Origin of the sequence: Kribbella sp. NPDC058245, from assembly GCF_042882005.1 — a bacterium.
GTDB lineage: Bacteria > Actinomycetota > Actinomycetes > Propionibacteriales > Kribbellaceae > Kribbella.
Window position 1 is genome coordinate 211481 of sequence record NZ_JBHVWY010000004.1, and the last position, 12662, is coordinate 224142.

Below are 12662 nucleotides of genomic sequence, written 5' to 3' on the forward strand. Positions count from 1 at the left end.
GCGCTCCTCCCTGAAGCGAGTGACCCCTCGCGCACGAGCGTCTGTTGCGCACGAGCTGGGACGCGAAGCTGCGCTACGACGGCGACCTGCTGATGCGCCGGCACCTTCTCAACGCCCGGCGCCGCGTCAACAAACTTCGGTGTCTCTTCATGTAAGGACGGTGATGCCGCGTGGCTGATCTCAAGGCCAGAGCAGTTGAACTGCTCGCCATCCTCCACAACGACCGGCCCCTGCTGCGCCGCTTCGACGGCTACGTCGAGGGCATCCAGGACAACCCCTACATGCCCAAGAACGCCGACGACGAGTACAAGCTGCTCGCCGAACGCGCCAAGACCAGCGTGATACCCCTCCTCGTCGGGGCACCGGTACGGGATGGACTGGACCGAGACCGAGATCGCCAAGAATCTGCGTACGTCTCTACACGGGTGTCGGCAAGATCGTTGCCCACCTCAACGGTGGCAATTTCGTCGAGTCGCTCGTTGCATAGATGAGATGCCCCCAGCCATGTCAGGCTGGGGGCATCTTTTGCGTTGCGGACTCTACGGCTGCTCGACTGCGAGGGCAGCCTAGAAATCGAAGGTCTTGCGGATCTCTTCGGCGAGTGCGGCATCGCTGGCAGCAACGAACATTTGCTTGCCGTCCATGGCTCGGCCGATCTCGCTAAGGCTGTTGAACCCATAGTCCAGATCGATCGGGTTGCCTTCGAGATCGATGGCGGTCCCACCTGCGGCGTGCAGGACGTAGTGTCCTGGCAAGAAGTCCCATGCCGCGAAACCCTTCTGGATCTCGATAGTGGCGTCGGTGAAACCCGCGGCGACATGACATAAGCAGACCGAACCATGACCTACGCCGATGCGGCCCTTGCGCTTACCACCTGGGCCCTCTTCGCCGAGCGCCTTGAGGAAGCCTTCTTGCCGAGCGAGGGGCAGGAACCTCTCCTCCGGACGCATCAGGTAATTAGTCACCAACGCCTCTGACATAGGCACACGCGGGCGGCGCGTCAGCGGGTGCCACTCATCAGACCGCGTGACAGCGAAGGCGCGGTCGACCCCATCTTCCCCGAGTGCAGCGACGTAGAGCTGGACGTGATGGAAGATATCGCCGATGACCGAGATCACGGGCCGCTTCAACGATGTCGAGTAGACCATGATGTGGGTGTATCCCTGCAGTGCGCGCACCGCAAGCTCACTCGTGTCCAGGGGATCCACAAGGACGCAGAGGTCCGGCTTCTCGTCGGAGCCAACGACCTGTGGGTCCGACTCCTCGGAGGCGTAGATGAATGAGGGCACAAATTCGGCGAATCGCTGCTTATAGAGGTCATGCATCAGAAGGTCATAATCGGACAGGAAATTGTCCTCGTGACGATGGTTCTCATTCTCGGCGCGCCGACCCGTTAGCGCCGCATCTAAAAGCTTTGGCCGTAGATCATCGAGCATAGAGCGGACCATACTGACGACGTTCTGCGCCAGCTCGGGAATCTCACTCGTCGACACGTTCACTCACCTTTGTCTCGATCATCGAAGCTCTAGTGGAGGCTCAATTCCTGGCGGACTCATTGTCGCCGCGATGAACACGGCGTCGAAGTCCGCGGCCCGCATGATCTGGGCACCAGTCAGGTCGTCAAAGCTCTCTACCTCTAACGTCGAGCCCTTCGTCATCGCTCCAAACACAGCGAAGTAGAGCTCTGCCTTCGGGTAGCGGGTGCGCAACTCGCGTGCGATGTAGCCAATCACATCCGCATGCTTGACCTCAAAGTCGCAGATGACGATCGTCGGCGCTTCCTTAGCATCAGGGAAGTGTGACGCCACATCCAGCTCAATCCCGTCGCGGACTTTGTTGCACCTCAGGTACCCGATGGGGCAACGCGAAAACCTTGACGAGGAGAGGAAGGTGGCCATGACCAGCCCGGCCTCGTTAATGCCGAAGCATGCGTCGACATCCAACCGCTTACCAAGGTTCTTTATCTGCCTGGATAGCCGCTCTACGCCGTAGCCGAAAGTCGTCCAGGTGAGATCGAGCAAGCGCCCAGGATTGGGGTTTGGCAGAGTAAGGACGTCGAGCTCCGAGTTGCCGTATTCAATTGTTGGAGCCGAGAGAATGAATTCGGTACCGACCTGGCCATCCTTCGAGTCCTGGCGAGGGATACCACCGCCTCGCGGCTTCTCGGGCGTCAGTCCGTTCACCGCGCGAGCGGGTTCGGCAGGCTTCTTGTAAGACTTAAGCGCAAGCTGATCTTCTATCGGAAGCCGCTCGTACGACTCTGCAATCAGGTCTGCCGGCGTGATCTCCTCGTCGGTCACACCCATCGGGCCACGGCCATAGGCCGAGCACAGGATCAGCAGACTAGAGATAGACGGCGGCGACCCGGTGCCGCGCCGCCGCGCCCAGGACTCCCATGCATTGATGGATGTCCCGCCAAGACTGGTCTGATTCCCGGCCACTTCGTTGTAGCGAGCCGCCGCCTGGTCCTGCGACAATCCGGCGGCGTAACGATATGCCTGAAGACTAGGAACCTCGGGATGTTGGGCCATCAACTCCAGCGCCGCACCCTTGACTGAGCCCTTCTCTGCCCACAGCTTCTTGCCTTGAGACGCAAGCTCGCGACCGCGCTTCTGCGGGCTCTGGGCGGACGCTTGTGACGACCTCGACGGACTCATAGAACTCGCTGACCTTTCAACCTTTGAGCGGCCCTGTTCGACAACTCTACCCATCTCAATGGGCAACTAGGTCGAACATGCCCAGGAATCCGCCTGTGATCGCTCCGTTTACGAGGTGTCACCGGGCTACTGCGGGTGTCACGGTGGTTGCATCGAGTGAGCAGTCGTATCGCAGGGGAGGAAGCGCATGACACTGGATGTGGTGCCCCAGAGACGTCGAGTACAGGTCTGGTTCGGTGAACACCCGATCGCCGAGTTCATCAACGAACCAACGGTCGCTGATCGCTACGCGGACGCCATGCGGCGTCGTTTTCAGTGCCTACGAGTCACCAATGAACCGCTTCCAGCTCGGATCGATGAGTGAGGAAGCCGCCAAATGGAGGCGTTCAGTTGTGGCTCGGTGAGCACTTGATCGAAGAGCACATCGGTCCGCCGGACTTGGCTGAGCAGTATTACCACGTCTTGGAGCTGAGAATCGCCGGTCTTGCTGGGCGCGAAATTCGCACCACGCGAGTCAATCCTCTAGACCCACAGATTCGCCCGCGGCTGTAAGGCCGCCTGGACCGATCGCTGTCGATCGTCCAGCTCGGTCGAGCCTTCTCTGTCCCCTTTGGAGCGCTCGACCGAGCACCAAGAGACCGGCTGGCGCGGACTGAGAGACGAGTCCGGTCTGCGCCAGCCGTTCACCCGAGGTTGGACGCGAGCCTCGGTGCGACCCCGGCTGCCCTGCGCTGGATGCCTTCGGCGCAGGGCAGCCCGCGGGTCTTCCAACTACCTAGGAGGCATGAAGATGTACAGGTATGCAGATCGATTCCCCGTCAGCCCGTCCGCTCGGGTCGGAACGAGTTCGCCGAGTCCTTGGGGGTTGCGACGGCTGGAGCCTTATGGATCGATCGGGATTGTTGAGGAAAACCCGGCTGGCATCGACCCGGCCACCCAGCGGGGCCTGTACGAGCTGCCTAACGGCACGGTCGTCATGGCGCCAGGCAAGCACAGCAAATCTCGCGTGGGTACCGAAAGAAGCACGAAGACCAGTAACAAGTCGGACGGATCTGGCCCACGGCCGGATACAGATCATAAGCAAGACACCCGGATCGACTGATGGCGACCGATGCTCGGCCAGTCTTGGTCATGACCGAGGTTGACGATCCAACCGCTGACCTGGTGATCGAGGAACTGAACGAACGCGACGTGCCGGTGGTCCGCTTCGACTCCTCCGACTTCCCGACCAGTCTGGGCATCTCGGCTGACATCAACGGCTTGCGGGGATGGCGTGGCTGGCTGCGGACACCTTCTCGCCTTGCCGATCTGACGGCTGTGCGGTCCCTCTACTTTCGCCGCCCGAATGACTTCGACTTCTCTCGCCTGGATCCTCAGGCTGCCCGCTTCGCTGCTGCGCAGGCGCGTTTCGGGCTAGGCGGACTTCTCGCGGACCTGCCTGGTTGCCTGTATGTCAATCATCCGAACGCAATCGCCGACGCCGAGTACAAGCCCGTCCAACTTTCGGCAGCTGCCGCGGCCGGCCTCAGGGTGCCGCCAACGATCATCACCAACGATCCAGCAGAAGCGCTGGCCTTCGCACGAGGCGTCGGAAGGATCATCTACAAGCCGCTCTACATCGGCATGCACGATCTCGACGGCGAGCCCGCGAGCATCTGGGTCAAGGAGGTCTCACCGACAGAACTGGACGAGTCGATCGCTGGAACCATGCACCTGTTCCAAGCCCGCTGCGACAAGGTCGCGGACCTCCGTGTCACTGTGATGGGCGACCAGGTGTTCTGCGTCAAAATCCTTACTGAGAACCCCGACCTCCTGGACTGGCGATATGACTACGACCAGCTGTCCTATTCGGTGGTCGAGCCACCGGCAGGACTCATCGACGGCATGCGCGCCTACATGAAGCGATTCGATCTTGTCTTCGGCTGCTTCGACTTCGCCGTGCCTCGCGAAGGGGCGCCAGTCTTCTTGGAATGCAACCCGAACGGCCAGTGGGGCTGGCTGGAAGACGAGACCGGCCTACCGATGACCTCCGCCCTCGCTGACCTACTGGACCGAGGTACACGATGACCGTCGAAGCGGGCGAAAGCCCGACAACACCCCTACGCCTGCGACTAGCCGATGCACTCGCGAAATCGGGCGATCTGCGCACGACTCCCTGGCGGACCGCGATCGAGGCTGTACCCAGGGAAGTCTTCATCCCTGGGTTCTTCGAGCGCATCGATGGCGCCCGCGAGACGATGTGGCGGCCGATCACCCCAGAGCTAGTCGGCGTGACAGAACGGTTGGAGCTGACCTACACCGACGAGACTTGGGTTACCCAGCTCAACCACGGCATCACCGCATTCGACACGGACATGCCAGTCACGGGTGCTCCGACTTCGTCCTCGACTCTGCCGGGCCTGGTGGTGCGGATGCTGGAAGAGCTCCAGGTCGAAGACAGCAGCCGGGTCCTCGAAATCGGGACCGGCACCGGCTACTCCACGGGCCTGCTGTCCGCGCGGCTCGGGCCACAGCTCGTAACGTCAGTCGAGGTAGATCCGGCAGTCGCCGCCCGTGCCAGGAAGGCACTGGCTGAGGCTGGATACTCGCCTGACCTCATCACCGGCGACGGACTGCTCGGGAACCCAGCCGGGGCTTTGTACGACCGGGTGATCGCCACATGCTCGGTTCGTCACATTCCAGCCGCGTGGGTCGCCCAGACTCGCCCGGGCGGACTGATCCTCACAACGATGCTGGGCTGGCTCCACGCCTCATCCGGACTGGTCCGCCTCGAAGTCACCGGGGAAGGTACCGCGGAGGGTGCTTTCCTTGGGACCACCGACTCCTTCATGCCAGCCCGGCCACACGCTGCCCCGCCGCTCGGAGATGACTTTCACGCATGGATCGACAACCTCCCAACAACCGAGCGCCCGACCGCTGCGGGCTCCGAGATCCTGGACCCATGGGAGGGATGGACCTCCCTGTTCATCGCGCAACTCGCTGTCCCTGACGCCCAGTTGGTCACCTACGGACTAGACGACGGCCCAGTGTTCGATCACCTGGTCGACCTGGACCAACGGTCAGTCGCCATCCTCGAGCAGGAATCAGAGGAACCACCTACGGTCCGGCAGGGAGGACCGGCCAACCTGTGGGACTCAGTCGAATCGGCCATCAGCCAATGGCGCGCAGCCGGTTCACCCTCACTCGACCAGTTCCGCATCACCGTGACGCCAGAGGAACAAACGATCTGGTTCGGCGACCCTCAGGGCCCACTGTCCTGGAACCTGTCGCAATAGTCGCTCCAGGCAGACCGGTCGAGCCACCATCCGCCAATCGCGCGACTCGGCCCGACCGGTCAGTCGTTAAGAGAGCAGCCGGTGGGCTAGCCGGGTTCAGGCTGAAATTCACACACCACAGCCAACAGGTCCAGAGCCTGATCGCTGGCACGGCGACCGGCGGTGATCATCAGCTGGGCGCATGGCGGAGGAGACAATCGCATGCCTCCGTTCGTACTCATGCGGCGCGCTTGCCGCTACGGGGGCGACATCAGCGACGGCGCCCCCCTGCCGATCGGTACTGCGAGCCGGACCTCGACGTACGAATCGCGCGTGCAAGATGCGCGCTCGAACTGGGGCGGGCGTCTCCGTCCGTCGAGGGCTCCAAAGGTGCAATCGACCATCTGCCAGCGGATTCCCATCGGGACCGAGGCCAGTACCTCGGGTCTCTCGCCCGCGCCCACATCCTCGCCGACCAGCCGCAGTGATGGTGATCCTTCGGACCGCGCCTTAAAGCAGGAGGCTGGCTCCCTCGTTTCGAGACGCTGAAGCCTGCTAGCCTCGGCGTCTCGTCACGGCCTCAGCCGGAGTGCCGCCTAGAGGGAACCTGCCGCGTCTAGCTCGGCTCTGCGCGCTGGCAGGCGACTGCTGGAACATGTTTTGGAACGAACTGGCGAGTAACAGTGTTGTTGGAGCTCGAAGGAGGCCGAACTCCTGTTGGCTCCCAAGGCGTAAGTGGCCGTCGTCTACCGGGTGCGGCGGCCTTCTAATCCGTTGGTCGCAGGTGCGAGTCCTGCCTGGCGCGCCCCTCTGGCCAGGGCGCACGTCTCACCAGGCGTGCGCCCTGGTTCTCGTCTGGAACGCCTCCGGCCAGCGCCCACACCCGGTTCCGGTACTCGGCGACCGTGTCCTTGGCACCTGGCCACATAGTGCCTGCCGCTCTACGGGGCAACCCCGACGAAATAGCGGCGCGCGCCACGGGAATCACTCCGTGACGACAATCCGGATTGCTTTTTTCACGTGTACCACTTGACCCCCGTGCCGACATGGCAGAAGCTCTAGCCTTCGCAAGGGGGGAATAAATGACGAACAACAACAACGATCCAGATCAAGGAGAAAGGGAAGACCCGAAAGCTGGCGTAAAGGGAGCGTGGATCGCCTTCGCCGGCGCGGTGGCCGTTGCGGTCATCGGCGTCGTGGGCACGATCCTCAGCGGGGCGGTTCACGTATCAACTGGTGATCAGTCGCAGGCTGGTGGCGGCATGGCAACGACGACTGTGAGCGTGCCTGTGACGCCCACTCCGACGCCGACCCCGCCGGTCGAGAGAGCGATCGTCTCGCCTGAGGAGAATCAGAGCGCGCAACTGTGCACAGAAGTCAGGGGCACAGTACGGAAGTTGCCGGCCGACAAGGCACTCGTCGTTGCTACCCGAGAAGACGACGACACGCGCATTTACTTCGAGCAGTCGGTAAAGCTCGGCTCCAACGGAGAATGGCGCGCGACTGTGAATCTTGGAGATTCGGATAACGCAAACGCTTCAGTGAATCACCATTTCGACATCTATGCTGTCGTCATGGACAAAGCGTGGGCGGCCTATCTGGCGGGCACCCACGACGACGTCGACTACACATTCTGGTCGACCACAGGCTGGCCGCCGGGAGCCGATCCAGGAGATCCACGCCGTCTCATCCGATCGGCCGCAGTCGGATGTTGAGCCACTCTTAACGATCACCGCCGCGGCGCGAGCGCGATCTGGGTCGGCCACGGCTGAGGAGGTGCCGTGGTCGGCGCCTTGGCCGCGCACGAGCCCATCGCTGCCGCGGCGCCGTACTGACCAGGCCGTCAACGATCTCGACGCGAGATCGTGCCGCGACGCTCGCCTCGATCTACCGAGTTGTGGTGCGCGTCGTCATTCGTTCGCCGGGGCGGTTGAAGATGCTGAGGATCTCGGCGGGCTCGCTGCCGGTGCTGCCGAACCAGTGGGGTGTCCGCGTGCTGAATTCGGCGATCTCGCCTGACACCAGCACCCAGTCCTGGTCGCCGAGAACGAGACGCATGCGGCCGGAGAGGACGTAGATCCATTCATGGCCGTCGTGCGCCCGTGGCTCCGGGGTGGCGTTGCCGGCGGGGATGACGATCTTCCAGGCTTGGGCGCCATCGGGCTGCCGGGTCAGCGGGATGGCTGTTCTGCCCTTGACGCGATCGGGCTTCAGCCAGATCCGCGGATCACCTTCCGCCGGCGCCGCGACAAGGTCGTCCAGCGGCAGCCGGTAGGCATGCGACAACGCGAGCAGCAGCTCCAGCGTCGGACGCCGCCGCCCGGTCTCGAGCCGCGACATCGTGCTCTTCGAGATGCCGGTCGCCGCCGCTACATCGACCAGAGTCATCCGGCGCAGTGTGCGGAGTCGCTTGAGCCGGGCACCGACCCGGCCGAGCACTGCGGCGATCTCCACCGCTGAGGCGTCCTCCACGTGGCTCATCTGACGCCCATTTCCCACAAACGGCAACCTTCGTAGGCAAACAGCCCACGCGCCTCCAGCCTTGGGTCATGAGTCACACCACAAGAGCGATGAGGAAATCAGGGTGCTCACCATGACCACACCGGACGGCACCACCATTCGCACCGCGCCCCGGGCCGTCGAGGTAGACGACCTGTCCACCCGCCGGCTGAACGTCATGCGCTTCGGATACGCCTTCATGGGAGTGGGACTGGCCATCGTCAAGTGGCCGATCCTCATCCGCGACGTCGATTCCCTGCCGGTGATGGAAGGCGTCGTCACGTGCCTGCTGACGGCGATGTCGCTCTTGGCCTTCCTCGGGCTCCGCTACCCCGTCCGGATGCTGCCGATCCTGCTGTTCGAGGTGATCTGGAAGGTCATCTGGGTCGCCGCGGTCACCGTTCCGCACCTGGTCGCCAACGACATGAACGCCGCTACCAGCGAGATCCTGTTCAAATGCTCCTTCGATGTCGTCATCATCGCGGTCGTCCCCTGGCGATACGTCTGGAACCACTACGTCCGAACAACAGGAAACGCCTGGCACTGACAGCCGGACGGCGGGGTCACCAGCCGGCGGGGCGTAGATGAGGTAGCGACTCGGGGTGTCGCAGGTCGAGCAGGGTTGAGATTTCGGCGGCCGCCCGCTGGTGTTTCCGGGCAGTGTCGGGATCGTCTTCACCGAGCATCTGGGCGAGTTCATGGTGGGCCTGGGCTTGTTCATGGAGGTGATCCCCCTGAACTGCGCTGCCGAGGGCGAGCTCGTACTGCTCGATCGCCTCGGCTCTGCTTCCCAGCGCGGCAAGGGTCCGGCCGAGTTCGATCCGGGCGTGGGCTTGGAGCCGGGCGTCGTCGTCGAGCATGGGCACAGCGGCGCGTAGTGGTCCCAGGGCGTCCTGGGAATGTCCTGACGAGCGGTGTGCTGTTCCGATGAGAATCAGTGTTTCGGCTTCGCCTTCTTTGTCACCGATCCGGTGCCGCAGGTCGCGAGCCTGGTGGAGGTGGCCAAGGGCTTCGTCGGTCGCGCCGAGCGCGATGAGGCAACGGGCCAGCGCGGTCAGAACGTGGTCGTTGGGGCTGACCTGGCCGAGGGTTTCGCAGTCGGTGTAGGCCGTTCGCAGATAGCTGAGCGCGGCCTCGTGCTCTCCGTTCAGCCCGCGTACGACGCCGCGCGTCCAGAAGGTGATGACCTGGGCGTCGATGCCGAGCGGGGACAGCCGCTCGAGTTCGGTCAGCTCGTCGAACGCCGTCTGCGCATGGTGTGCCGCCTGCGCGTGCGCACCACGTTGCAGGTTCATCAGGCCGAGCAAGGCGAGTGTGTGCGCGTGGGACTCGGTGTTCTTCTGCTCCTTCGCCGAGGCGGTCAGCAGATCGTAGGCACGCGAGGTGTGGCCGGCTGACCAGTGGGCCAGCGCCAGCAGAGTGCTCACCAGCCCCGCATCCCCCGCGCCCGTTTCCTTCGCCGCGGCCAGACCCTGCTCGAGCATCTCGATCGGGTCATCGGCGACGTTGCGCCCCAGGAGATGCCAGAAAGAGATGGCCAGCCGCCACGCGTTGTTGCTGTAGCCCTCAGCCGCGGCACAGCGCGTCGCGGCCAGTAGGTTGCCGCGCTCCGCAATCAGCCAAGCGCGCGCCGCCTCGGCCTCCGGTCCGCTGCCCTCCTGGCGGGCGGTCGCCTCCGTGATGGCTGTCAGGTAATGATCGAGCATCTTTTCGGTCATCTGGGGGTCGTCAGACAGACCGCGGGCGTACTGCCTCAGCAGGTCATGCTGGCGGTATCGGCCGGGCACGGGTTCCTCGGCCAGATGGACATCGACCAGCCGCTGCAGGGCGTCGTCAGCCCGTCCCAACGGCAGGTCGGTCATGGCGGCGATGACTGCGGCGTCCGCATCGGCACCGGGGTGCCGGGCCAGCGCGTAGAAGACCTGCTGGTCGGCGGCCGGCAGGTGCTCATGGGACATCCGGAACGCCAGGGCGACCTCGCGGTCGGCGAACAGCTGCGGCAACCGCCCGCGCGCACTAGCCAGCTGCGCGGAAAGATGCGCGACCGGCCAGGCAGTGCGATGCGCAAGCCGCGCTCCGGACAGCCGCAGCGCGAGCGGCAGACCCGCGCAGATGCGGACGATGTGTGCCACCGCCTCGGGCTCAGCGGCCACCCTGTCGGCGCCCACCTGACGAGCGAAGAACGCCGTCGCCTCCTCTTCCGGCAGAACGACCAGGGACAGCGGCCGTGCGCCGGCGAGGTTCGGCAACCTGGCTCGACTCGTCACGATCACGAGGCTGGGACCGGCGGGCAGCAGCGGGGCCACCTGCGACTCGTCCACGGCGTTGTCGAAGATGACCAGGAGCCGCAGTGCCGCAGTCTTTGCCCGCCACTGCGCCTTGGCGTCACCGGTCACCGTGATGGCGAGCTGCCCCAGCAGAACGTCGAGAGCCTCGTCTGCGGTCAGCGGCAGCTTTCCCTCGCTGTGGCCTTGCAGGTCGACAAAGAGCGCACCGTCCGGAAACCGATCGGCCAGCAGATGGCCGGCGTGGACGGCGAAGGCGGTCTTGCCGACCCCTCCCATCCCGTCGACCGTATAGACGGTGGCCCGGTCATCGGCGGATGCCGCCAGCCGCGCGAGTTCGCTGTCCCGCCCGGTGAAGTCCGGAAGATCACGAGGAAGACAATTGCGCGGCGCCACGACAGCTGGGCTCTCCCCCGGGTCGGTGGCAGGCGCAGCGGCGCGAGGGAGGTTGGCGGCGAGGATCTGCTGATGCAGCTCCTGGAGCTCGGCGCCAGGATCGGCGCCCAGCTCTTCGATCAGCCACGTACGGACCTGCTGGTAGTGCCGCAGCGCCTCTGCGGCTCGTCCTGCTTGGTACAGCGCCAGCATGTACTGGCCCGCCACCCGCTCGTCCGACGGGTGCTCGCCGGCGCGCGGAGACAACTCGGCGAGCAGCTCTTCGCCGTGGCCTGACCGGAGCCGGGCGTCGACCAGATCATGCTGTGCCGCCAGCCGCTCCTGCCCCAGCTGGTCGCGTTCCGTCTCGGCCCATCTGCCGTTCAAACCGGTCAGCGCATCTCCACGCCACCAGCCCAAAGCCTCAGTCAGCCATCGCACGGCCTGTACGTCGTCTTCACGGGCGCGCGCAATCAGGGCACGGAATCGGTGCAGATCGACCACCGGCTGGGCTGCGGCCGTGACCAGTACGTAGCCGCCTGAGCGTCGCACGATGGACACGCCGGCCGCGCCCGACAAGGCGCCCCGTAGCCGCGAGATGTAGCTGTGCAGCGTCGCCCGCGCGCTTGGCGGCGCTTCCGCACCCCAGACCCGCGCGACCAACCGATCCACGGGCACCACTCGGTCGGCCTCGACGGCCAGTGCCGCCAGCATGCACCGCTGCATCGGCGGTCCCAGGTCGACCGACCGCCCGTCGACCAGCGCGTCCACTTCACCCAGCAGACGTATTTCAGCCGTCACACCCAGCCCCCTGACGCAACGGTCGCTAACGACACGGTGAGAGGTCCTGAGCAGCGTAGTGCAGAAACCTGCAAGCAATTCACACGACCGCCCCGCCATCGTCAGCAGCACCACCCCAATGCCCGAAATCGTGGTGACAGGAGTTGGATTTTCATGTCGAACCGACGGCAAGCAGTCGTGGCACTTCGTCGGCCAACCGGCCGAGTGACCGAGGCCTGGGATTGACCCCAAAGCCGTTGGCTGGCGGCCGGGCGCCGCGTCCGTCAGGTGAGAGCGTGCAGGTAGAAGTCCTTCCAGGCGCCGGTGGGCGGGCTGGGCAGGGAGCGCTCGAGGGTTAGCAGGCCGTGCATGATGGCCCAGAGCCGGAGAGGCTTGGCTTCGCCGGCTGAAGTGAAGTAGGTCGCGATCCGGGTGATGGCGTCGGCGCGAAGGGTTTCGTCGACGTCCAGCGCCGCCAGCGGCTGGTCGAACAGCAGGGCGTAGGCGCCGGGGTTGGCGAGGGCAAAGCGCCGGTACGCCGATGCCAGGCCGAGGGTCGTGCTCCCGTCGACCGGGCGTGCGCGGTCGAGGACGGCGTACAGGCTGGTGGCGGCTTGCTCGTAGACGGCGCTCATCAGGCCGCCGCGGCTGCCGAACTTGGTGTAGACGCACATCGTCGATCGGCCGGCCGCCTCCACCACGCGGCGGACGGTCAAACCCTCGACGCCGTCCGCGGCCAGGACGTCGGCGGCGCCGGAGAGCAGGCGTTCCCGGATATCGGGTTGATCGGTACGGCGGGCCATCTGATTCCA

General features: G+C 64.6%; 11 protein-coding genes. 6 read left to right on the forward strand and 5 right to left on the reverse strand.

Going from position 1 to position 12662, the window contains the following annotated elements; genetic code table 11:
* Nucleotides 1-170: 170 nt before the first annotated feature.
* Complete coding sequence (locus ACFVWG_RS10320; RefSeq protein WP_391542893.1) at nt 171-491, forward strand: hypothetical protein; 321 nt, start codon at nt 171-173, stop codon at nt 489-491.
* 75 nt (nt 492-566) lie between these two features.
* On the opposite strand, the gene ACFVWG_RS10325 is transcribed toward ACFVWG_RS10320, so the two are convergent.
* Both ACFVWG_RS10325 and ACFVWG_RS10330 read right to left on the reverse strand, forming a co-directional pair.
* Nucleotides 567-1493 carry an inositol monophosphatase family protein gene (locus ACFVWG_RS10325; RefSeq protein ID WP_391542895.1) on the reverse strand — a complete coding sequence of 309 codons (927 nt, stop codon included), beginning with the start codon at nt 1491-1493 and terminating at the stop codon, nt 567-569.
* A gap of 21 nt (nt 1494-1514) precedes the next feature.
* Nucleotides 1515-2657, reverse strand: a complete 1143-nt coding sequence (locus ACFVWG_RS10330) for a hypothetical protein (RefSeq protein WP_391542896.1) — start codon at nt 2655-2657, stop codon at nt 1515-1517.
* 790 nt (nt 2658-3447) lie between these two features.
* Between ACFVWG_RS10330 and tgmA the strand changes: the two genes are divergently transcribed.
* The 4 genes from tgmA (at nt 3448) to ACFVWG_RS10350 (ending at nt 7626) form a co-directional block, all read left to right on the forward strand.
* The gene (gene tgmA, locus ACFVWG_RS10335; protein WP_391543266.1) at nt 3448-3759 is read left to right on the forward strand and encodes a putative ATP-grasp-modified RiPP; all 312 of its coding nucleotides are present in this window, start codon (nt 3448-3450) and stop codon (nt 3757-3759) included.
* Between the two features lie 29 nt (nt 3760-3788).
* Nucleotides 3789-4724, forward strand: a complete 936-nt coding sequence (gene tgmB / locus ACFVWG_RS10340) for an ATP-grasp ribosomal peptide maturase (protein WP_391542897.1) — start codon at nt 3789-3791, stop codon at nt 4722-4724.
* The gene (gene tgmC, locus ACFVWG_RS10345) at nt 4721-5932 is read left to right on the forward strand and encodes an ATP-grasp peptide maturase system methyltransferase (RefSeq protein ID WP_391542898.1); all 1212 of its coding nucleotides are present in this window, start codon (nt 4721-4723) and stop codon (nt 5930-5932) included. Before tgmB ends, tgmC begins: the two co-directional genes overlap by 4 nt.
* Nucleotides 5933-6993: 1061 nt before the next feature.
* Entirely contained in the window at nt 6994-7626 is a 633-nt protein-coding gene (locus ACFVWG_RS10350) for a hypothetical protein (protein ID WP_391542899.1), read from the forward strand.
* Nucleotides 7627-7798: 172 nt separating this feature from the next.
* On the opposite strand, the gene ACFVWG_RS10355 is transcribed toward ACFVWG_RS10350, so the two are convergent.
* The gene (locus ACFVWG_RS10355) at nt 7799-8392 is read right to left on the reverse strand and encodes a helix-turn-helix domain-containing protein (protein WP_391542900.1); all 594 of its coding nucleotides are present in this window, start codon (nt 8390-8392) and stop codon (nt 7799-7801) included.
* 112 nt (nt 8393-8504) lie between these two features.
* Here ACFVWG_RS10355 and ACFVWG_RS10360 point away from each other — a divergent pair, with 112 nt between their 5' ends.
* A complete protein-coding gene (locus ACFVWG_RS10360; protein ID WP_391542901.1) occupies nt 8505-8957 on the forward strand; it encodes a hypothetical protein in 453 nt (150 codons plus the stop codon).
* Between the two features lie 16 nt (nt 8958-8973).
* Here ACFVWG_RS10360 and ACFVWG_RS10365 read toward each other — a convergent pair whose 3' ends face one another.
* Together ACFVWG_RS10365 and ACFVWG_RS10370 are read right to left on the reverse strand one after the other, a co-directional pair.
* A complete protein-coding gene (locus ACFVWG_RS10365) occupies nt 8974-11871 on the reverse strand; it encodes a BTAD domain-containing putative transcriptional regulator (RefSeq protein WP_391542902.1) in 2898 nt (965 codons plus the stop codon).
* Nucleotides 11872-12134: 263 nt separating this feature from the next.
* Nucleotides 12135-12653, reverse strand: coding sequence for a TetR/AcrR family transcriptional regulator (locus tag ACFVWG_RS10370; RefSeq protein ID WP_391542903.1), 519 nt, complete (start codon nt 12651-12653; stop codon nt 12135-12137).
* Between the last annotated feature and the right edge of the window lie 9 nt (nt 12654-12662).

Bases quoted from the DNA above. Each gene is read 5' to 3' on its own strand.
- ACFVWG_RS10330 (WP_391542896.1), bottom strand. From the start codon at position 2,657: ATGAGTCCGTCGAGGTCGTCACAAGCGTCCGCCCAGAGCCCGCAGAAG.
- tgmA (WP_391543266.1), top strand. From the start codon at position 3,448: ATGTACAGGTATGCAGATCGATTCCCCGTCAGCCCGTCCGCTCGGGTC.
- tgmB (WP_391542897.1), top strand. From the start codon at position 3,789: ATGACCGAGGTTGACGATCCAACCGCTGACCTGGTGATCGAGGAACTG.
- ACFVWG_RS10355 (WP_391542900.1), bottom strand. From the start codon at position 8,392: ATGAGCCACGTGGAGGACGCCTCAGCGGTGGAGATCGCCGCAGTGCTC.
- ACFVWG_RS10360 (WP_391542901.1), top strand. From the start codon at position 8,505: ATGACCACACCGGACGGCACCACCATTCGCACCGCGCCCCGGGCCGTC.
- ACFVWG_RS10370 (WP_391542903.1), bottom strand. From the start codon at position 12,653: ATGGCCCGCCGTACCGATCAACCCGATATCCGGGAACGCCTGCTCTCC.
- ACFVWG_RS10350 (WP_391542899.1), top strand. From the start codon at position 6,994: ATGACGAACAACAACAACGATCCAGATCAAGGAGAAAGGGAAGACCCG.
- tgmC (WP_391542898.1), top strand. From the start codon at position 4,721: ATGACCGTCGAAGCGGGCGAAAGCCCGACAACACCCCTACGCCTGCGA.